This is a genomic window from Streptococcus sp. NLAE-zl-C503, assembly GCF_900104285.1.
Taxonomy (GTDB): domain Bacteria; phylum Bacillota; class Bacilli; order Lactobacillales; family Streptococcaceae; genus Streptococcus.
In genome coordinates this window covers 116398-138397 of sequence record NZ_FNJT01000003.1, presented here as the reverse complement: position 1 = coordinate 138397, position 22000 = coordinate 116398, and the positions used below count along the sequence as shown (strand labels likewise).

Below are 22000 nucleotides of genomic sequence, written 5' to 3'. Positions count from 1 at the left end.
TAAGCTGGTATGCGTTTAGATAGATTATTAGCCCAAGAAAAGGTCAGTCGCAAGGCTATGAAACAGGCTCTATTAAAAAAAGAAATCCTAATCGACGATTGTCCAGCTCGCTCCCTGGCTCAAAATGTCGACACTGGATTACAGAAATTAGTCTTTCAAGGACGACAAATCCAAGGCTACGAGCACAACTACCTCATGCTTCATAAGCCAAACGGAGTCGTTACAGCTAGCAAGGATAAGAAACTTCCAACCGTCATGGACCTCCTTCCTCCGGACATCCAGTCTGACCAACTCTATGCTGTCGGCAGACTAGACCGCGATACGACGGGACTACTGCTTTTGACAGACAATGGACCTCTTGGTTTTCAACTCCTTCATCCCCAGTACCATGTCGATAAATCCTATCAAGTGGTGGTCAACGGACTGCTCACACCAGACCATATTCAGTACTTCAAAGAGGGGATTGTCTTTTTAGATGGGACCACTTGTAAACCTGCAAAACTAGATATTCTGTCCGCAAGCCCAACAGAGAGCCGTGCCTCCATCACCATCTCAGAAGGCAAATTTCATCAGGTTAAAAAAATGTTCCTCTCAGTTGGTGTCAAGGTGACCTCTCTCAAACGAGTTCAGTTCGGTGATTTTACGTTAGATTCAGAACTTGCAGAAGGGCAATACCGTCCCTTGAATCCAGAGGAATTGGAAATCATAAAAAACTATTTAGAGATGGGGCGATAAAACAAAAAAAGCTTTATGTTTAAAGCTTTTTGTTTTTTGCTTATCTAAAAAATACTGCGACGGCTAGAATCCAGTTAAGAACAGAAACTACAAGTCCTATGATATTCAGAATTTTTTCTGTTTGATAGTTTAGTCCAGATTCTTTTTGGTATGAAAAAGCCAAGACCAATCCTATGATCCCCAAAATCAGACCCACTATTGGAGAAAGCAAACCAAGGACGATAGATAAGATACCTAAAATAAGTGAAGGTTTTTTCTTTTGTTGTGAATTCATATTACAAAATCTCCTTAAATTTAATATAAATGATGATACCTTAAGATACTAGCTTTATCTACCATTCGACAGATTTTAATAGAATGTTAACTCGTCTTCACTTTCCCTTTCCAAGAATCTAGTCCATAAGAAAGAATATAAATCTCAGAGAAACCTTGTTTTTTCAAATAAAGTGCTGCATTGGTCACTCGTTGTCCACGTTGATTTTCGTAGAGAAGGACAGGTTTATCCTTGCGAAGGGCTGCAAGGCTTGACTTCAACTGATTTGAAGGAATATTGCGAGCTCCGAGGATATGTTTTCTGTGAAATTCTGCTGGTTCACGGACATCAATCAATTGCCCTTTTCGAATCAAGGCTTCAAATTCTGCATTATCCACTATCTTAGCCGCACGACGAATACGAAGGTAGTTATACCCCATCCATGCCGCCATCGCTAGTACGATTCCCCACAAAACCCAAATTGTCATAAGTTCTTATCTCCATTTTTCTCTATGTAGTCTAATTCTATCTTGTGCTCTCTACGAAGAACAGCTTCCGCTTCTAGGTAATCTAGCTTGTCCATGAGACCTGCATCATAAATCCGAGAGAGTTCGAGCTTCATCAGTTCAATATCATACAAACGCTTCCCCATGTAAACAATAATGCCAAATTGTTTGAGAAATTGCTGCACATCATAGAATGTTTTCATAGCTTCCATTCTAACAGATTTTAGACTTTTTTTCAATACTGGACCGGTTCTTTCCCCCTATTTTCTTCGTCTTCATTGCCCATTCTTCCGCAAGTATGGTACAATAAAAACATGAGAATTCAACAACTACACTATATTATCAAAATCGTCGAAACTGGCTCTATGAATGAGGCAGCCAAGCAACTCTTTATCACCCAACCCAGTCTCTCTAATGCTGTTCGAGACTTGGAAAATGAAATGGGCATTGAAATCTTTATCCGCAATCCCAAGGGAATTACCTTGACGCGTGATGGGATGGAGTTTCTCTCCTACGCTCGTCAAGTTGTCGAGCAAACTCAGCTTCTGGAGGAACGTTATAAAAATCCTATCGCCCACCGCGAACTTTTCAGCGTTTCCTCTCAGCACTATGCCTTTGTAGTCAATGCCTTTGTCTCTCTGCTCAAGAAAAGTGATATGGAGAAATACGAGCTCTTCCTTCGTGAAACTCGGACTTGGGAGATTATCGATGACGTCAAGAACTTCCGTAGCGAGGTCGGTGTCCTCTTTTTAAACAGCTACAATCGTGATGTTTTAACGAAAATGCTGGATGACAATCACCTGCTAGCCCACCACCTCTTTACCGCTCAACCCCATATCTTTGTCAGCAAGACCAACCCTCTAGCTAAAAAAGACAAGGTCAAACTGGCTGATTTGGAAGACTTTCCTTATCTGAGTTATGACCAGGGGACGCACAACTCCTTCTACTTTTCAGAGGAGATTCTTTCACAAGAGCACCACAAGAAATCCATCGTAGTCAGTGACCGTGCCACCCTCTTTAATCTTTTGATTGGTTTGGATGGTTACACCATTGCAACAGGGATATTGAACAGCAACCTCAACGGAGACAATATCGTTTCCATTCCACTGGACATTGACGACCCGATTGAACTAGTCTATATCCAACATGAAAAAACCAGCCTGTCTAAGATGGGCGAACGCTTTATCGAATACTTACTAGAAGAAGTTCAATTCGATAATTAATAGAAAAATGAAAAAGGGAAAAAGAAAAAGTTAGGAAATAAAAAGTGAAAAAGATACTACTGACCAGTGCTTTAATCCTTTCAATCGCAGGATTAGCACCCGCATCCGTCTTAGGAGAAGAAAACACAACTCAATCCACATCTGCTGTCAAGGAAGCAATTGCCAAAGAAGAAAAGAAAGAGTCGAGTGTTGAGGAAAACTCTAAATCAGAAGTTCTTCCTAAAGTAGATGTGCAAGAAGACAAGCCCAAAAAAGAAGGATGGTACCAAGAAAATCATCACTGGCGCTTTTACCAAGATGATAAACCTGCTTTGAACTGGAAACAAATCCAAGGCAAATGGTACTACTTCGATCAAGATGGTAATCGTCTTCATTCTACTGTCTACAAAGGTTATGCCTTTGACCAAGATGGTGTCATGACAGAAAATAGCTGGACCAAACTGGACAATCAATGGTATTATGCTGATTCCTCTGGACGACTTGCTCAGAACACCTGGAAAAAAATCAATGGTTCTTGGTATTATTTTGACCAAACTGGAAGCATGCTCAGCAACACTGCCGTTGACGGCTATCTGCTCACAAAAAGCGGGGCTATGGCGGAAAAGGGCTGGACAAAATTAGATCAAATTTGGTACTATGTCGCTCCTTCTGGAAAGATCTCGCAGGATAAATGGGAGAAAATCAACGGTTCTTGGTATTACTTTGACAAAGACGGTGGAATGCTGAGTGCGACAACCTTCAAGGGCTACCTCTTCAACCAGAGCGGAGCTATGGCAGAAAACAACTGGGTCAAAATCAAGGATACTTGGTTCTATGCGAACGGGTCAGGGAGATATGTCCAAGAAAACTGGCAAAAGATTCAAGGTTCCTGGTACTCATTTGACCAGAATGGTGGGATGCTAGCAGACAAATGGAAAGAAAGCTACTACCTTAAAACCAGTGGAGCCATGGCGGAGAATGAGTGGATCTTCGATAAAGCCTACAAGAGCTGGTTCTATCTAAAAGCGGATGGTCGTTATGCAAATCAGGAGTGGATTGGAGCATACTACCTCAAGTCAGGTGGTTACATGGCAAAGAGCGAATGGATTTACGATAACTCTGACAAAGCACGCTACTACCTAGATGATAATGGGCATTATGTTTCAGGAACTTACAAGATAGACGGTAAGGAACACCTGTTCCAAAAATACGGCCAATGGATTTCAGAAGTTTCAACTGAAGGCGGATTTACAAAAGGCCTATACAGCAATACCATTTTCCTAGACCCTGGGCATGGTGGTCGAGATTCAGGTGCCTTTTACTACAATGTAGCTGAAAAAGATCTCAACATGCAGATTTACCGTAAGCTTCGTACTAAGTTAGAAGAACTAGGCTACAAGGTCCTCACTTCTCGTGATAGTGATATTGACGTTGATTTTGTTACCGAACGTTCTCGTATGGTTAATAAGACCAACTCTGATATTTTTATCAGTATTCACTTCAACGCTACTGGTAATACCTACTCAAAAGCGAGCGGTATTCAAACCTACTCCTATAGCGATGAACCTGATTATCCAAGTAAGATTAATAAATACTGGCACAATCACCCTGATCGTATGAGTGAAAGCAAACGCCTCGCCGCTGCCATCCACTCCTCTCTTCTAGCAGAAACAGGAGCCAAGGATGCTGGCCTGTTGGAGAGCAGCTATGCCGTACTACGCGAAACCGCCAAACCAGCCGTCCTCCTTGAACTTGGTTATATGGATAATTTCTCCGAAAACCAACAAATCAGAGATAGCCACTACCAAGATAAACTGGTCGCAGGCATCGTAAAGGGGATCCAAAAATATTACGCTGGTAAATAAAAACAAAGTCTCGAGAAAACTCGAGACTTTTCTATTTATCTTTATCAGGAAAGAGGTAGCCAAGTCCTACACAAGCTAGCACACCGGCACCAATCACCAAACCACTTGAAATGGGCAAGAGATCAAAAATAGCATTTGCAATGATAAAGGCAATGATCAAGCACATCAGACTAGCCTTGTAGTCTTTTTTCAAAAAGTTTTCTAGCGTGAAATAGAGGAACAATCCTACCGGAATGAGTGACCAGAGGTTGACATCCAAACTTGGCCAGCCAACAGATCCGAAATACAATACTAGCGCTGCTGCTACTAAAAATACAAGTCCTAATAATTTTTTCATTTTTTTGTCTCCATTTTCTTTTTTTGGTTCTTGAGTTGTCTGATACTGACCCCTCACGTCCCTTACATGAACCATTATAGCAGAGGAATTTTTCAAGAACAAGCCCTTTTGCCTATCTGGTCAATATCTCTGTCTAAGTGGTTGAGTATTTGTAACAAAAGAAAAAGAAGCTCTAATGGGCTTCTTGATTCTGCCGATTATAACAGTATTTTTGAACGAATACAACCTAGTTTTTCTTTTCCTTTGCCTCAAGAGAAGATTTGATTGATTCACGATCTGCTTGTAGTTGAGCTAAGTTCTTTTCTTCTTCCTCAAGTTTACTGGTATCTGGTTTCACACGATAATAAACATTTTCTGGTTTCATTAACATAGACCCATAATCTTGTCCTGAAAGTAGTCTTTCTTCAGCATGATTGCTTTTATCCGTAATCTTTCCATCATCAGCAGGTTGCATAACAACTCCACTTGGAACAGCAACTACTACAAATCCTCCAGCAACAGAATCTTTTACCCATGCACTGATAGAAGCTGTCTCAGGATTACGACTATCTTGACCTTTTGATACCTTTAATCCAACTACAGATTCGTACTTTTGATCATTTGTAAACCAAGTCGCACGTACTTCTCCAGAATCATTAATAATGTATTCATTACCAGATTGACTACGCCAAGTACCCTCTAAACTAGACAAGTCATTGTTCTTAATTGCTTCAATATCTAATTTTGGAACGGTAGTTTCTTTCTTCAACTTGCTAACAAGTGCTTCTGCTTCCGTAATCTTGGTATCTAAAGCAGCAAGTTGATTCTTGAGTTTCTGAATTTCCTCTTGTTTATCCTTATCAGTCTCATCCGTTTTTCCTTGGCTTGTAGAAGCTTGACTTGTTGTCTCTGTAGTTGAAACTGCAGACGATGCTTGATTTGGCTCTTTCTTTCCAATCAGAAGATATGAGAAAATACTTACCAAGATGAGAGTGACTAAAACAGAGAGTGCTAGGCCAATATAGATTTTTATATTTTTATTCGGAGCCGACTTTGATTCAGACCGCTTAGGTCCATTGATCTCTTCAAATTGTTTTTCCCGTTCTTTCTTATTCATAATTTTCTCCTTTTTGATTGATATTCAGCCAAGCTTACGATACTTCATTCGTTACTATCCATGAACTTTTATGACTTTTAAAAAAAATCCAAGCAAAAATTTCTAGAATAAATAACTATAAAAATATCTCTAGATTGGTATCAAAACAAGTATTTATTACAATACATTATACCACAAAATATAAACCATAGTTTGTATTTATATTTTTATAAGCCGAAGAAATGGATTTTAAACAGAACCCATCTCCATTAGAAAAAGCCTGTCCTGTGACAAGGCTTTTACATATATCTCTTTAAAATCTCCTATTTTCATAGAAATCTAAATAATATATTTATAAATCAATATTTTCACAAAACTATGTCATCACCTCACTATCTAATCTCAGTACTTAAAGCATTTTTTCTATAGCTTTTGTCTTAATCTTTATTTTTTCTCTTCAATCCAAGAAAAGCTCCTACTATAAACATGATTCCGGCAGCTAATAGTGTCTGGGCTCCGCTTGCTGTTCCGGTTTTTGGCAACTGATTAGGATTGTTACTAGTTGATTTACTATTGATGTTAGTATTTTTATTAGTTAAGTTCCCTTGTTCATTTAGATAAACGTTCTTGTCAATTTCAAAGTTTTTATCATTTTCATCAGAAACAATACTGTTGACATCATTAGTTGAATCAGATTGTGTTTTTTCTTTCTTTTTCGATACATCAAAAGTAGGTTTATTTTCCTCCTCCTTTTTCTCCTCTATTTTCTTGAATACAGGTTTTATAAAGGTATCTTTTGATAGATTAAGAACATAGCCGGCGTCTTTTTTCCCTTCGAAACCAGAAATTTCCCAACCATCAAATTGGTATCCTTTTTCTAATTCACCCTTATAGACAGGTAACATAAAATCTTCTTCCGACACTATCGTTGAACTCATTTCTTTTCCATTTTGAATGGTCACAGTTACCCTATGAGGTTTTAGTTCACTTACCTCTCCCGTATCTTTGTTTAAAATGAATTCTTTTACGGTTGTATTTCTTGCAAAATCTTTTACAACAATCTTAATGTTTAGTGTCTTATCTGTTATTTGTTTAATATCATCAAGTGATCTATATTCTTTTCCATTTACATAAATATGTTGTTCTTGAATTTCACCATCGAATCCATTATTTCTTTTATCATTGATGTTAAAGACTACAGATTTTCCGTTAGCATATTCGATACTAGTATTTCCCTTAGGGTCAATGTTTACTTCTGGTTTGACATTATCATATAAAAATTGATAGTGTACTCCAACCGCTTTTGCATTCAAATCGCTATAGCCAGTTTGAAGATAAACATTTCCATCCATATCTGTTACCTTATCTGGAAATCCGTTTGCTTTATAGTCTTTCATCCCCCAGTCCATGATGTCACCGTCTTTAACATTAAGCTTAATGTTAAAATCTCTAGTGTTATCAATGTGTAAATCTCCGTAGATTAAATAATTATCTACAACCGATTCATTAACTCTCAACTCCCAGTTAAAACCACCCTTATCAGAAATCTTACCTCTTAAATAAAATTCTGGATTTCGTACATAAATTTTATTAGTTTTAGATGGATTAAAGTAGTTCTTGTCCATTGAAAGATTTACTGGTTTTGCATCAATAAATAACGTAGAGCCATCTTCTTTTATAGCTTCTACATTGGACTTATCCTCTCCTGTGTACTCTTTACCATCCTTACCAAATAATACCAGTTTAGAAGGATCTGTCACAAGATTGCCATCTTTATCGATTGCCTCCCCTTTATCATTCATTTTAAAGGTAAACACTTGATATCTTACAATGTTAAAGCCGTCCAAAGCCGACATTAATACTGATTGAGTACTTCTTCCATCTTCAACATTTCTACTATCAGCATAAATTGTTGTTTCTGATAAGACTCTTAGATTAGGATTGGCCTTTTGGATTTTTGCTATATCTTCCTGGCTATAAACTCCATTCCCTTCTAACATATCCGTTTTTCCAGGATTATAGGTAGTCACTTTTAGTGCATAGCCTTTTCTCAGAATGATATTATCCTTTAACAGATATTGTTGTTTTTCTGAATCAGCATAGATTTTACCAGATTCCATGTCCGTTAAATTGTTTGGTTTGTTTTTTGAGAGATCTCCTTCTCCTAATTCTATTACATTCCCATAACTTGATGCATACGGATATTCTGCTTTAGTTTCCTTATTTTTTTCAGGCATTCTAATTTTAGTTTCAGCTTTTATCTGACCATCATCTTTGACAAAAAACCTCATATCTCCTGCAAAAGCTAATCCATCCACAATATCATTAATATTAGCGTATAAATCAAATGTCATCGTTTTTGAGTGGGAATCATACTTGGTCGTTTTGATTTCTATCGATTTATAATTATTGCCATAATATACCTTGGCATTTTTAGAAACATTACTGATCTTTCCAAGAATTTCAAAGTGTCCATCTTTAGACGGGTTTAGAATGCCATAAATTTTTGATTTGATTTCATCAAGTTTTTCAGTTTCATATTGTAAGGCACTACCATCGTCATAAGCAATGATATTTCCCTTATCATCGTATTTATAATCGTATTCCTCTATTCTCTTACCAGTTTCACTTGTAAAGTCATCAACTTCTCTAAATTTCTTTTTAATGAGTTTCTTTAAGTCTTTGCTTTCAAAATCTCTAATTGTTGAAATAGTTTTATGAATAGTCAAGCTAGATTTTTTTTCGATAGACTCTTCATTTTCTTGATGATGTTCTACTTCAGTTGTATCTTTTTTAAGACTATCCTCTTTTCTATTTTCTAAATTTTTAAATTTAGATTCGGAAATCTCGCCAAGCTTTTGGTATTTAGATGAATCCTGATCAGGATCTACTAGATAATAGGAAATCATCCCATTTTCATCAGCATGATCAGCAAATTTAATTCTATGAATCTTTGTGAAATTGCTAGAACCGTCTAATGCAATCACTTCAATGATTTTGCCCCTTAAATCTCCTGCACCTTTAATTTCATAAATGGTATTTCCGTCTTTGTCAAGTTTCCTATTCCTTCCTTGACCCTCACCTGCATAAGTTACTTCAAGATTTTTCTCAACCTCTCCATCTTCATTAACAAGAGCGGCCCCAGCATACCAAACTTCGTTGGCAATCTCGTCAAATTTTTCAGGATGTTCTTTTTGATCTCTCGCAAATAGCGTTTCATTCTTGTATTGCTCTTTGACCTTGTGATAAGTATCCTTTGTAATCAACTTAATTTTTTCAGGGTTTGAAAAATCAATTGAAACAATCTTTGGAGGGGTGTTATCAATTTTTACAGGAATATAGGAAACCTGCCATGGGTAATCCTTGGTTAATCTATATTTAAATTTATAGAAATATTGGCCTTCCGCAATCGGTTCAAATTGTCCTCGTATCTTAGTAGCAGGATCTTTTTTGTCATTACTTTCTGGGGCATTTTCTTCTCTACCTCTAGGGTTATAAATGAGTCCATCCCATTTCAAATCACCCCAAACTTTTAGCTTAGAAGATTTAATGCCCTTTGCATCATTTCTTTTAGAGTTTAAAATTCCTTTAATAAAGTGTTCTCTCGAAATGACTTTTAAGTCTCTTTGATTTTCTCCTTCTTTATTTGTATTTACTATTGAAATCACTCCTTCTTCTGCACTTCTTAATACAAGTGGAGAAGGCGTTAATCCTCTCTCAAGTTGAGCATCTTGAGGATTTCCATTTGAATCTAAAGGATAAATTTTAGCAATATTAGAACCACTTGATGAGGGTGCGTTGATTCCTTCGTTATTGAAAGCAAATAGTTCTGGATTTTGATCTAGGGATGTTGTATTTTTATCTTTTCTATTTTGGATAACTCCTGCTGGATTAAATTTATCTATACCATGTTCTCCACCAATCCCCTTATTTAAGGTACCTGGAATTTTTGGTTTACCATCATCATCATAACCTTCCATTGCTTTTGATTTTGATCCTTCTTCCCAGGCCCATTTATCAAGGATTGGTTCGTGGTTCCAATTCCCAGCAAATCCCATTAGAGGCATCGACAAAGAAGGTTGGAAGTTTCTTTTCTTACCGTTGGAGTTTAGAGCTTCCATTTCTTCCACTGACTCAAAATGAATAAATGATTCTACAAATTTATTTTTGTTTTTAGCTTCTCCAACATTTATAACCGCATTTAAATCAAAGCTGGAATTTGGACCTATAGTGAAAGTATCATGCTCAAATGTGATATTTGCTCCTTTGACTTTTTCTGGGTGAATTTCTGGAACAATTTGCTTCCCGTCCGGAGATTTTTCATCTTTATATGTTTCATCGAGTTTTAGTCTATCAGTTAGAGCATCTGTAGTTACTGCGGATGCTGAAACTTTAAAGGTTAGAGGTCTATTTGAGGTATTGTGAAGCTTGATTGTAAAGTATTTTTTATCACCTTTTATTTCTTTAAGAGAAATGGAACCATATGAATTTACCAAACCTTTAGAATCCGTGTTTTTAAAAGTAGCTACAACTTCATTTCTCAAAGCATTAGCAACATTAATTAGCCCCGCTCCCTGCTGTCTAGGTGATGCAAAGTATTGACTCTTTTCTTTCCAAGAGGTTGCATCCATCATAGGTCTTGCAGTATTTTGTAGGGCTATTTTTGTAAGACTTGTGAGGTCTATTTTGTCATCTCCCTTAAGATTTTTCAAGACAGGTCTTTCAAGCAATTCCTTTAATTTTGGCCGAATCAAAACAGTAGAAGCTGCTACGATTGGAGTTGCCATGCTAGTTCCTGACATATAACCATAAGTGGATTTACCATTAATAACATTTAGAGTGGATTTAATATTTTTACCAGGTGCTGAAACATCCGGTTTTAAAAGCAAGTCTGTTCTTGGCCCCCAAGATGTAGACCCTGCTGGAACGATAATATCTTCTTTATAAAGTTCTTTGTCTGTGTCAGCTGCAAATTTAAAGTCAATTTCTTTTTCATCACCTACATTCGGTTTATTAGAATTATAGCTTTCCATATCAATTGGATAGTATTGTTCTAAGTTATCTTTAAAATCTTCCTTATTATTTCTTTTGACTTCAGTTTTTTTATCAGGGTTAATCATGTTCCATAATTTTACACCATCATCTCCTGAAATTGAAAATACTTGACTTTTAGTCCCTTCATCCGCTTCATATCCCATAGCTGGAAGGTCTGTCCAATTATCTCTATTGTAGTAATTTACAGTATTTACAACCATAATGGCACGTGCGCCTTTATCCATAGCTCTTTTAAAAGCATCTTTTAAATCCTTGGTATAAATTCTATCCATTACTGCAATTTTGCCCTTAAGATCCAAGCCTATCAAATCTTGGTCTTGACCTTTGCCTATATATACAAATTTTAATTTATTTGGAGTTTTTGAGCCATCCTCATTTGTTATGATTTTATTCTTATCGAAAAAAGCTCCTATATTTCTGTATTTAAAACTTTGTCCACCTATGTTAACTTTATCAAACTCAATGGTTTGATTTTTAGCAGAAGCGACCGCTATCGCATCTTCATGTGCGGCAGTTCGTGTTACATTTCCAGTATCTGTCATTTTCAGATTATTATTTGCTACTAAATCCCAAGAAGAACTTGAAGCAGAAGTCGCAAAATTACCTGTAGCAACAACCATTGGGATTCCAGCTTTTCTTAATGCTCTAATAGCCTCCCAGTATTTCTCACCTACAAGACCTGTTCCCGTAAAGCCAGATGATACCGAAACAACATCGACATTGTGTTTGATCGAATCTTCAATAGCATGAAACATTGTTTCATCACCCGCAAACCCAGATCCTGCGTCAGAGTACATTTTATAAGAGAAAATTTGTGCATTAGGCGCAATTCCATCTATGCCATTAAAGTTCTTGATGTCTTTTTCAGTATCATTTCCAGCAAGAATCCCTGCAATATGCATCCCATGTGGGTCAAAATAATCCCTACCATCATCATATTTTTCTACAGTGATTTTACCACCATTATAATAATTGAACGCATGAGGGATTTTATCACTCAACCAATAATTTTTATCAGTGCCTTTTAAGTCATCTTTTTTAAATTTCATCGAGTCTTTGGCATCATCATCGATTCTCATAGCCTTATGCCTATAATCTGTTCCAGTATCGATATTTGAAATAACCATACCTCTACCATCAAAATTTTTCCCAAATGGAGCATTAATAGACTTTAGGTAATCAATAGCTTCCTCAACTCCAATTTCCTTTCTGGCATGATTCATCATTGGTTGGACTTTTTGTGATCGTTCAACCGACGAAACACCTTCTATTTGTTTAATTTTGTCCAAATTATCTGGAGTTGTTTCAATGGCAGCGCCATTAAAAATCGTATTATAGGTATATAAAACTTTTGTATCCTTAAGATTGGATAGTTCCTTGATTGCTTTTTCTCCAGATTCTTTATCTTTAAATTCAGCAATATAGACAAGTTTATCTTCTTTTTTCGGATTTTCTGTATCTTTATTTACAAATGAGTCCGCATCATCTCCTTTGGGTTGCTTGGAGTCTTCTTTGATACTTGCTCCTTCGTTACTAGTTTTTTTGTCTATCTCAGACTTTCTACTAACAACCTCTTTTTCCTCAATAACTGTTGTCTTCTTCTCCTCAATATCCTTTGAAGTTTCTATAACATTATGAATATCTTCAGATTGTTCATTGTTTTCTGTTTCTTTATCTGCTACTACTTTTTCTTTACCAGAAATTTTTAAAGCATCTTCAGAACTAGGTGCATCTGCTACTACTTTTTCTTTATCAGAAATTCTTAAAGCATCTTCAGAACTAGGTGCATCTGCTAAAATTACCTCATTGGGGGCATATGCTGCTAAAATAACTGCAGCAGTAGTTAATGACAATACCGTACTTTTTTTCATTATAATTCCTTCATTTTTTATTTTAAACCCAATAGATAGAAAACTTTAACTTTGCTAGCCTTTGTTATAAAAAGTTTTATGACGTATTATCTAGTGGGATAGAGTAGTACATTTATATATAATTGTTAGCTCTCTGAAAAATAGTATATCAATTAAAAAAATTTAAGTCAAGAAAAATTAACCCAGGTTAATTTTTTTTTTAATCCATGTTAACAAATAGGTTAGTCAATAAATATTATAGTTAACTGGGTACAATATAAACTCATTCCTCCCATCAAAAATAGTAGCAATCAACTGGAATAATTACCAAAATCGCAAAAAGGGGTATGGATAGAATATATGCCTTAATAAACATGCAAAAACAACCGCTATAATTTTCAACGGTTGTTTGTAACATATTTAATGTTTAAATCTCATCCTATTTTATATCTTACGAACCCGCACTTTCGTATGCGTCCAAGCCCCTGTCCCAGAGTTTTAAAGAAATAACAAAGAAAACAAGGGAAATCAAAATCAACCCACCAATGTTAAAGAGCCCGTCTTTATCCTGCAAGAAATAGCTGGCAGGATAGTAGGCTGTAAAGGCGAAAGGTACGATAAAGCTAATCAACCAACGAAGGAGCGAATTGTAAATGGAAATCGGGTACTTGGCAAAATCATTAAACATATAGAAAATATAAATCATGGCACCTGACTGCTTGGTCCAAAAAGCGATGCTGGCAGTCGCGATTTTCAAGGAAGTATAGATCAAGGTCGCAAAAGGAATGCAGACTAAGAAAAGCAGGAATTTGGGAAAAGTCCAAGCAATACTAGTTACCGTTGTCGCTAGCAAAATACCTCCGACCAAAAGTTCGCCCAAGGCATCAATCTGAAAGGTCTCAACGAGGATATGGAAGAGCGGATTGATAGGACGAGTCAGATACTTATCAAACTCTCCCTTTCGCACCAAGCGCTGCCCTAGTGCCCAGAGATTGTCAAAAAAGAGATGGTCCAGTCCCTTGGGAATCAAGGAAAAACCATAGATAAAGGCTATTTCTTGAAAGGTCCAGCCTTCAAGGGATGGGATGTGTTGAAAGATGACATTGAGAAACAAGAGATTCAAACCTTGGGTCAGAAAGACACCTAAAACACCAACCACAAAATCAACCTTGTATTCCATGATTTGCTTGATGTATTGTCTGATAAAAATCAAATGCATGCGTTGATATTTTTTCATACTAACCTCCTTGAATGGTGATGAAGGACTGGACTCGTTTCCAAATCAGCTGAGACAAGCCCACCATCACTAAGAGCCAGAAAACCTGTAGCAAGATAGCTTGAAGAATCTGATTGGCATCGTATTTCCCAACAATGATCATGACAGGAGTGTAGATCAAGGATGAAAAAGGCAAGAAGGACAGAATATCTGAAACCACCTTTGGAAAGAAAGCCAAGGGAATCAGACTTCCAGACATAAAGGCCACTATGGAAGTCTTGAGTAGATTGGAACCCCATAGATTTTTAAAGACAAAGGCTGAAAATCCAAAGCAGATATTAAAGAAAAAGTTAATCAGGTAGGCCAGCATTAAGCTAAAAAGATATAGGACCGTTAATCCCAGCACTTCTACAATCCCTTGCCCCGATAAGATTTTCATCAAGACAATGACACTTAAAAATGGCAGTCCAACAGAGATAAAAATCAACCACTTGGAGCCAAGCTCGGTGAAGAGATATGAGGCCGCAAAATGCACTGGTCTCAGCAAGCGCATGATAATGGAGCCATCCTTAACCTCCTCCCCAATCATAAAGGAAGAATCTGACTTGGTCAAGAGATTGGTCACAAAACTCATGATGATGTAGAGGGTGATATCAGCCATACTGAAGCCTTGAATCAAGGACTCTTGTGAGGAATCAAAGACGGCCTTCCAGAGATAAAAGGCCACAAAAGCTCCCATCACATCACCAATCCGATAGAGAAGAAAATTCACTCGATAGGTAATCAACTCCTGAATCCCTGCATTGATAAAGGGTTTATAACGTCTCCACAATTTGACCATCTTAGAGCTCCTTTCGGTAGAAGCGACGGATAATATCCTCAATATCCGTATCCAACATCTTCAAATCGCGAATTTCAAAATCAGACAGGGTTTGCTTGATAATATCAGCTGACTGGTAGCGGGAACTATCAAATTCAATGTTGAGGCTATTTCCTTGTCTATCAATAGTCATATCAGACAGGCCTTCATAGTGAGAGACGAGATGACTTTGACCTGGTACCAGTTCAAAAGAAAGAGTCTTCATCTTGCCAAAAGTTTCCTTGAGCTGACTCACCGTTCCATCAAAAATCTCTTGCCCCTTATCAATCATAAAAATCCGATCACAAAGTTGCTCAATGTCGCTCAAGTCGTGAGTGGTCAAGAGAATAGTGGTCTCTTCCTCTTGATTGATCTGAGTAATGGCGCGACGAATATTATCCTTAACGGAAACATCCAAACCAATAGTCGGTTCATCTAAAAAGAGAACTTTAGGATTGTGGAGCAAGGAAGCCGCAATGTCCGCCCGCATCCGTTGGCCAAGTGAAAGAGTCCGCACGGGATCCTTGATAAATTCCTTTAAATCCAAGACCTCATTCAAAAAGTCCATGCGCTTATGGAAGAGCGAGTCTGGCACATCGTAAATCTCTTTCAAGACCGTGTAGGTCTCTTGAAGAGCCAAATCCCACCATAGCTGAGTACGTTGACCAAAGACCACCCCAATATCCTTGACATAGTCTTGACGATTGTTCTGCGGAATCTTGCCGTTAATCCGACAAAAACCAGATGTCGGTTTCAAAATCCCTGTCAGCATTTTGATGGTTGTCGACTTCCCAGCACCATTGGCTCCGATAAAGCCTAAAATCTGGCCCTTTGGTACCTCGAAGGTCAAATCCTTGACCGCTTCAAAAGTCTGCTTTTCAGGATGAATAAAGGAGCGCAAAGCCCCCTTTAATCCAGGTTCCTTTACTGTCTTCACAAAATTTTTCTGAAGATGTTCCACTTCTATCATTGCCATATCTATCTCCCTGTCGCAAGGAATAGCAACATTGTATTTTTGACTACAAAAATTCTAAATCCTTACCTTCTAAACCCTCTACATTTTATTATTACAGAAGGCCTTATACCAAACTATTATAGTCCAATAAAAAACGGAATGCAAGCGTTTGCCTGTAGATTATAAAATTAGAAATTTCACTCTTAAAATAATAGTTTTAATCAAAAATTCTGGTTTGATATTTTCCTTAAAACATCAAAAAAACCTGCCCAATGGGCAGGATTTTGGGTAAGAAAAAGAATTTTTTTAATCGAAAAAATTCACGATTCTACTGTTAATTCTTCAGCATTTAATTATTGGCATCAATCCAAATAGATTTATAACCTCTCAATTATTCTCTAAAAATTCTTTAATGCGAGAAACAATAGCATCGCTTTGATAATGATAGAGGTCATGAGGAGCATCCATATAAACGACTTGAACATTAGACTGGTCGCTTGCAAATCTCTCTGCATAACGTTGCCATTCTGATTGGCTAAAACTAGTACCATCACCATTAGGAACCATTAGTAAGGCCGGAATTTTCGGATTAATGTTTGAAGTAACTTTCTTGGCATTTTCCTTTACCGTTTGGGATTCATGAAACATAGCTTGTGACATCAACTGCTTATAAGCTAGAAGTTTATATTGTTTTCGTTCACTTTCGATCAGAGTTTGATTTTTTATATAAAAGGACTCAGGGAAATAACGTAATAACCCAATCTTACTGCTCCAATAGGCCAACGTAAGCAAGGCCTGATTATCCTTTAAATTCTCATAACTTGACGGCAGTGCCCAATCTAAACCAATCAAGGCTTTCACTTCATTAGGATATTTCTCCTGCCAAGCCAGACTCTCAAGACTCGCTATGGAATGAGACAGAATGATAAAAGGACCTGTTACATTTGCTTGTGAAAGTGCTTGACGAGTCTCAGACAAAACTTCCATCACATCTCTTGAATGATTGCTATCATCACTATAACCATATCCCGCTCGCTCCACGATGACTACCTTATATCGTTTCGATAAGGATTCCGATACATTTTTAAAGTCCAATATGGGAGAAGCAATACCAGCACCTGAGAGAACTACTATAGTCTCAGGTCCATCCCCTTCAACGTAAATATTTATTTGATGTCCATTGACAAGAACTTGTTGTCCCATAGGTGATAGTGAGGCTTCTTCCTTTTCCAAACTGATACGGTGAAAGATGAATGTAGCGAGTAAAAACAAAAGAATGAAACTAAGAATGCCAAGAAACCATTTTTTCAGTATTTTCATAGCATTATTGTACAAAAAATAGAACCTTTTAGCAACTTAAGATTGGTTCTTCTACAGTATATTCGCTATATATCCAGACACAAAAAACCCACCCAATGGGCAGGTTTCATCTGTATTGTTCAGCTAGATTATGCTTTACCTTCTGAACCGAATACGTCGATACGTTCTTCAACTGATGCTTGGATAGCTTTTACACCGTCAGCCAAGAATTTACGTGGGTCGAAGAGTTTTTTCTTGTCGTATTCTGCTTCGTTTGCTTCGTAGTCACGAGCAAATTTACGAGTTGCGTTAGCGAATGCGATTTGGCATTCAGTGTTAACGTTAACTTTCGCAACACCAAGTTTGATAGCTGCTTGGATTTGGTCATCAGGAATACCTGAACCACCGTGCAATACGATTGGGAAGCCTGGAAGAGCTTCTGTCAATTTCTTCAAGTGGTCAAGGTCAAGACCTTCCCAGTTTGCTGGGTAAGGACCGTGGATGTTACCGATACCAGCTGCCAAGAAGTCGATACCAGTTGCAACCATTGCTTTAGCGTCTTCGATTGGAGCCAATTCACCTTTACCGATGATACCGTCTTCTTCACCACCGATAGTACCAACTTCAGCTTCTACTGAGATACCTTTAGCGTGTGCTTTTTCAACAACGTCTTTAGCCAATTTAAGGTTTTCTTCAACTGGAAGGTGTGAACCGTCAAACATGATTGAAGTGTAACCAACTTCGATACACTCAAGTGCATCTTCGTAGTGACCGTGGTCAAGATGGATAGCTACTGGTACAGTGATACCCATTGACTCAACAAGGTTAGCGATCAAGTTGCGAGCAACTTTGTAACCACCCATGTATTTAGCAGCACCCATTGAAGTTTGGATCAAAACTGGAGCTTTTTTAGCTTCTGCTGCACGCAAGATAGCTTGAGTCCACTCAAGGTTGTTTGTGTTAAATCCACCAACTGCATAACCGTTGTCACGAGCTGCTTGGACAAATTTTTCTGCTGAAACGATTGCCATTTGTCAGGCCTCCTATATATTTTTTGGGACATCCCATTTACATTGTTCATTTTATCACTTTTTGATAAAAAAAGCTAGTTTTTCCCATACTTTAGATTGAATTTCTTCCAATCCAATCAATGTAACCCCTTTCTTCTCCTTAGTCCTGAGTGACTTTGGGATAACGTATGAAGAAGGTCAATCGAGCATCCTGCATCTCAAAATGATAAGGTAATTTCTCGTGTTCTAATAAACTTTTGACCACAAAGAGTCCCATCCCCGAACCCTTGGCCTTACGACTAGCATTTTCAGAAAAAGACTGGGCCAGTTTTTCTTGTTCTTCAGGACTACAGCTATTCTCGATAAAGAGTTCTCCTTCTCTCTCGCCGATATGAACCAAACCACCTGGAGTGGAGTGCTTGATAGCATTGCTGATGAGATTCGATAATATCAGTTTCATGACAGATGGGTTTATGTAAGCCTGCTGATGGGTTAGGCTAATGTCTACCTGAAGTTCTCGCTCCTTGGCGAGCAAAGCATAATCCTTGACCAAACTTTGCGTCATCTGAAGGAGGTCAACCTCTTCTTTCTCGTCTCGCAATTCCTGCACAGAAGAGAGAGACAATATCTGGAGAACGTGGTGACTGAGGTCGTCCACAATCCTCAAGGCAACTCCAAGATAATGGTCTCTATCCTTATAACGACCGATATTTTCTTTCATATTTTCGATTAGGATTTTGAGACTAGCCAGAGGGGTTTTCAGTTCATGAGAAGCCCCTCGTAGGAACTCAACCTTCATCTTCTCCAGCTGGAGAATAGCTTCATTCTTGTCATGCAAGTCCGCAATAACAGTCAAGAGATGCTGGTAAAGGCTATTGATTTGTTCCTTGAGATCACCTATCTCATCCTTAGAATCCACGCGCAATCGCACTTGGGCATCCAAATCCATCATCCGACGGGTCACCCGCTTGATTTCCAAAATAGGGGCAACAATGGTCCGAGCATAGATGTAGGCCACCAAGAGGGAAATCAGAAAGGATGCCAACAAAGTATAGGGAAGAAACTGGAGACTGATCTGCTCTGCTTCTTTTTGCAAGTCCATGGACGCTAAAAACTGGAGAGTCATAGTGCTACCATCTTGCGTTTTCACCTCACGCTCCTCAATAAAGAGAGAGGTAGTCTGGCGGTCCGTATCCAGAGGAAGATTGTCCTTGACTTCTAACTTGTCCTCGGTCATCTCTCCCTTGACAGCTCCTTTGATATCACTGGTCTGGGAATACAAGTCTAAGACTTGCTCAATATTCTGCCTATCTTTTCCATCCAGGGACTGGGCAATGGCTGTCGCTTTCTGGTCAATGGTTTCCTGACGATGGCTTAGATAAGTTGACGGAAAGAGAAAATAAATGGCTAAATGAAGACAAATAACCAGAACACTAAAAATCGAGAAGGTATAGATAAATATCTTTGTAAATAAACCTGTTCGTTTCATTTTCTCTCCAATTTATAACCAACGTTGCGCACAGTAAGGATACAATCCAAGTCTAGCTTTTTCCGCAGTTCCTTGATATAGACATCAATGACACGATCAAAAGGAATCTCATCTGTTGCCTTCCAGACAGCATCGATAATCTGAGAACGAGTCAAGGCCCGTCCCTCATTTTTCACCAGATAGTCCAGAATTTCCAACTCTTTGGCATTAATGGCCACTTCTTGACCTGCGAGGCTTGCACTGTAACTCTCAAAATCCACCTTGGTATCCTTATAGGAGAAGACTCGTCCCGTATCGTAGTTTCGCTTGAAAATTGCATCCACCCTCACTTTTAAGAGAGACAGGGAGAAGGGTTTTTCCAGATAGCCGTCTGCCAGAGAGGCAAAGGCGCTCATCTTGTATTCTTCATCCTGAAAGGCGGTCAGCATCAAGACAGGAACCTGACTGGTCTTACGAATCTCTGCTAGGACTTCGAGGCCATTGAGCTTGGGCATCTGGATATCCAGCAGTACTAGGGCTACTTCATAGCTGGAAAATTTTTCCAGAGCTTCTTGTCCATCTGCTGCCTCAATGGTTTCATAACCACAATCCGTCAAATAGTCACTGATTCCCTCACGGATCATCTCTTCATCTTCTACAATTAAAATTTTCATAGAAAAAACGTTTCACATTCCTTTAAATTTCTTGTAAATCTTCTCTGTTTCATCCTGATAAGAAGAGTCCTTATACTCAATGAAAATCAAAGAGCAAACTAGGAAGCTAGCCGCAGGCTGTACTTGAGTACGGCAAGGTGAAGCTGACGTGGTTTGAATTTGATTTTCGAAGAGTATTATCAAGATGAAATAGATAAAAATGCTACCTATATTATACCCCATTTAGGGGAGAATAGGTAGCAAGTTTTTTATTCGCTATCGAGCAAGAGCTCTTTTGGTTGTTTTCTGAGGAGATTGCTTGAAGCAAGCGCCATAACGAGAACCACTAGAACCAAAGCAAGGACAAAGACGATGATAAAGTCTGATGTCTGAATGGAAATATCTAAGCTCGACAAGGTCTTGCTAAAGCCATCTACTTCTGCACCACCACCAAGATTAGAGGCTTGAGCAGCCTTACTGGCTTGCTTGGCAACACCTGAAGTGACATTGGCAAGAACAGTATTTCCGATGGCACGAGCTGTGTAGTTGGCTAGGAAGTAAGCAGAAACGAGAGCAGGGATGGCAATCAAGATAGATTCGGTAATGAATTGCCCCAAGATACTTGCCTGCTTGAGACCGATAGAGAGGAGGATTCCTACTTCCTTGCGACGGGCATTGATCCAAAGACTGAGCAAGAGGGCAAGGAGAAGAACTGAGAAGCTCAAGCTACCCCAGAAGAGGAGGTTGGCCATCTTGTACATACCAGAGATGGATTGCTCTAGAGCTGGGTAGTTAGAGGAGCTCTTCACAAGTGTGTAGCTCTTCCAGTTGATACCACTGATACCATTCAACTCTTTCATGACGTCATCCAAGTTCTTGTCTGCTGTTACAAAGAAGGTTGCGTCCCCATAAATAGCTGTGTCTTCTGTGTATCCATAAAGTTTTGCAGCTGTGTGAATGTCTGTGATAGCTGTATTTTCATAGAGTTCTTGTGAATAGGTTACTGCTGACTTATTGTGACCATCAAAGAGTCCCTTGATTGTCACTTCAACTGTTTCCTTGGCACCTTTTTCATTGTCTGCATCGTAAACATTGGAGTCTAGTTTGACCTTATCTCCGACTTTCCATCCGTGTTTGGCTGCCAAGTCCTTGTGCATGAGGATCTTGTCTTTGTCGTCGTTGGTTAGGTGCTCACCTTCAACCAGCTTATATGAGCCAGAGACAAACTTATCTTCTTTAGAGGAGTCATTGACACCTGTAATCATCAAACTACTTCCAAAACGCTTGGCACGGTCTGCAGTGAGATTTTTCTTGGTTTCTGGCGTTTCGATGAGATCATATCCAGTCAAATCTCCGATAGCGTTGATGCGTTTAACATAAGACTCGATGGCCTTATTTTCGGTGATTTTTTTGATATCCTCACCCTTGATATTCCCAGAACCACGTGGCGTTCCTTGATTGACGCGACGATTGATTTGCATGGAGAAGCTATTGGTGATATTTTTAAAGGTCTCCTGAGAAGCCTTGGCAGTAGCTCCCTTAATCGACAAGCCGACCAAACTCAAGCTCGCCATGAGGAGAATAATCAGGAAGATAACAATCGATTTGAAAAACTTCCTTGTAACATAGGCAAATGCGTTGTGTAACATAGGTTCCCTTTCT

At 38.5% G+C, this 22000-nt stretch carries 17 protein-coding genes; 3 read left to right on the top strand and 14 right to left on the bottom strand.

Annotated elements, in window-relative coordinates; all coding sequences use genetic code 11:
- The first annotated feature begins 9 nt into the window (after positions 1-9).
- Positions 10-735 (top strand): 16S rRNA pseudouridine(516) synthase, encoded by a 726-nt coding sequence (locus BLS46_RS06855; RefSeq protein WP_093586517.1) that lies wholly within the window; start codon positions 10-12, stop codon positions 733-735.
- Positions 736-775: 40 nt separating this feature from the next.
- On the opposite strand, the gene BLS46_RS06850 is transcribed toward BLS46_RS06855, so the two are convergent.
- From BLS46_RS06850 to BLS46_RS06840, 3 genes are all read right to left on the bottom strand, one after another.
- A complete protein-coding gene (locus tag BLS46_RS06850; protein ID WP_001088140.1) occupies positions 776-1009 on the bottom strand; it encodes a hypothetical protein in 234 nt (77 codons plus the stop codon).
- Positions 1010-1095: 86 nt separating this feature from the next.
- A complete protein-coding gene (locus BLS46_RS06845; protein WP_049485369.1) occupies positions 1096-1476 on the bottom strand; it encodes a rhodanese-like domain-containing protein in 381 nt (126 codons plus the stop codon).
- Complete coding sequence (locus BLS46_RS06840; RefSeq protein ID WP_044135604.1) at positions 1473-1706, bottom strand: YqgQ family protein; 234 nt, start codon at positions 1704-1706, stop codon at positions 1473-1475. Before BLS46_RS06840 ends, BLS46_RS06845 begins: the two co-directional genes overlap by 4 nt.
- A gap of 102 nt (positions 1707-1808) precedes the next feature.
- Here BLS46_RS06840 and BLS46_RS06835 point away from each other — a divergent pair, with 102 nt between their 5' ends.
- The gene (locus tag BLS46_RS06835; RefSeq protein ID WP_001222578.1) at positions 1809-2717 is read left to right on the top strand and encodes a LysR family transcriptional regulator; all 909 of its coding nucleotides are present in this window, start codon (positions 1809-1811) and stop codon (positions 2715-2717) included.
- 44 nt (positions 2718-2761) lie between these two features.
- The gene (locus tag BLS46_RS06830; RefSeq protein WP_093586515.1) at positions 2762-4561 is read left to right on the top strand and encodes an N-acetylmuramoyl-L-alanine amidase; all 1800 of its coding nucleotides are present in this window, start codon (positions 2762-2764) and stop codon (positions 4559-4561) included.
- A 31-nt stretch (positions 4562-4592) separates the two neighbouring features.
- Here the strand turns inward: BLS46_RS06830 and BLS46_RS06825 are convergent, their stop codons facing one another.
- From BLS46_RS06825 to vex3, 11 genes are all read right to left on the bottom strand, one after another.
- The gene (locus BLS46_RS06825; RefSeq protein ID WP_029707418.1) at positions 4593-4898 is read right to left on the bottom strand and encodes a hypothetical protein; all 306 of its coding nucleotides are present in this window, start codon (positions 4896-4898) and stop codon (positions 4593-4595) included.
- 226 nt (positions 4899-5124) lie between these two features.
- Positions 5125-5994: a DUF6287 domain-containing protein gene (locus BLS46_RS06820; protein ID WP_001034386.1), complete on the bottom strand. Its 870-nt coding sequence runs from the start codon at positions 5992-5994 to the stop codon at positions 5125-5127.
- Between the two features lie 416 nt (positions 5995-6410).
- Entirely contained in the window at positions 6411-12899 is a 6489-nt protein-coding gene (locus BLS46_RS06815) for a S8 family peptidase (RefSeq protein WP_093586513.1), read from the bottom strand.
- 430 nt (positions 12900-13329) lie between these two features.
- The gene (locus BLS46_RS06810; RefSeq protein ID WP_049505222.1) at positions 13330-14115 is read right to left on the bottom strand and encodes an ABC transporter permease; all 786 of its coding nucleotides are present in this window, start codon (positions 14113-14115) and stop codon (positions 13330-13332) included.
- A gap of 1 nt (position 14116) precedes the next feature.
- The gene (locus BLS46_RS06805) at positions 14117-14935 is read right to left on the bottom strand and encodes an ABC transporter permease (protein WP_000240152.1); all 819 of its coding nucleotides are present in this window, start codon (positions 14933-14935) and stop codon (positions 14117-14119) included.
- 1 nt (position 14936) lies between these two features.
- Positions 14937-15929 (bottom strand): ABC transporter ATP-binding protein, encoded by a 993-nt coding sequence (locus BLS46_RS06800; protein WP_049505223.1) that lies wholly within the window; start codon positions 15927-15929, stop codon positions 14937-14939.
- Positions 15930-16295: 366 nt separating this feature from the next.
- Entirely contained in the window at positions 16296-17228 is a 933-nt protein-coding gene (locus BLS46_RS06790; protein WP_180364065.1) for an alpha/beta fold hydrolase, read from the bottom strand.
- Between the two features lie 128 nt (positions 17229-17356).
- A complete protein-coding gene (locus tag BLS46_RS06785) occupies positions 17357-18238 on the bottom strand; it encodes a class II fructose-bisphosphate aldolase (protein ID WP_001018995.1) in 882 nt (293 codons plus the stop codon).
- A gap of 139 nt (positions 18239-18377) precedes the next feature.
- Positions 18378-19706 (bottom strand): sensor histidine kinase VncS, encoded by a 1329-nt coding sequence (vncS, locus tag BLS46_RS06780; RefSeq protein WP_049505225.1) that lies wholly within the window; start codon positions 19704-19706, stop codon positions 18378-18380.
- On the bottom strand, positions 19703-20359 hold the full coding sequence (vncR, locus tag BLS46_RS06775; RefSeq protein ID WP_049505226.1) for a response regulator transcription factor VncR: 657 nt from the start codon (positions 20357-20359) through the stop codon (positions 19703-19705). Before vncR ends, vncS begins: the two co-directional genes overlap by 4 nt.
- A gap of 248 nt (positions 20360-20607) precedes the next feature.
- Entirely contained in the window at positions 20608-21987 is a 1380-nt protein-coding gene (gene vex3 / locus BLS46_RS06770; RefSeq protein ID WP_042902562.1) for an ABC transporter permease subunit Vex3, read from the bottom strand.
- Positions 21988-22000: the final 13 nt, after the last annotated feature.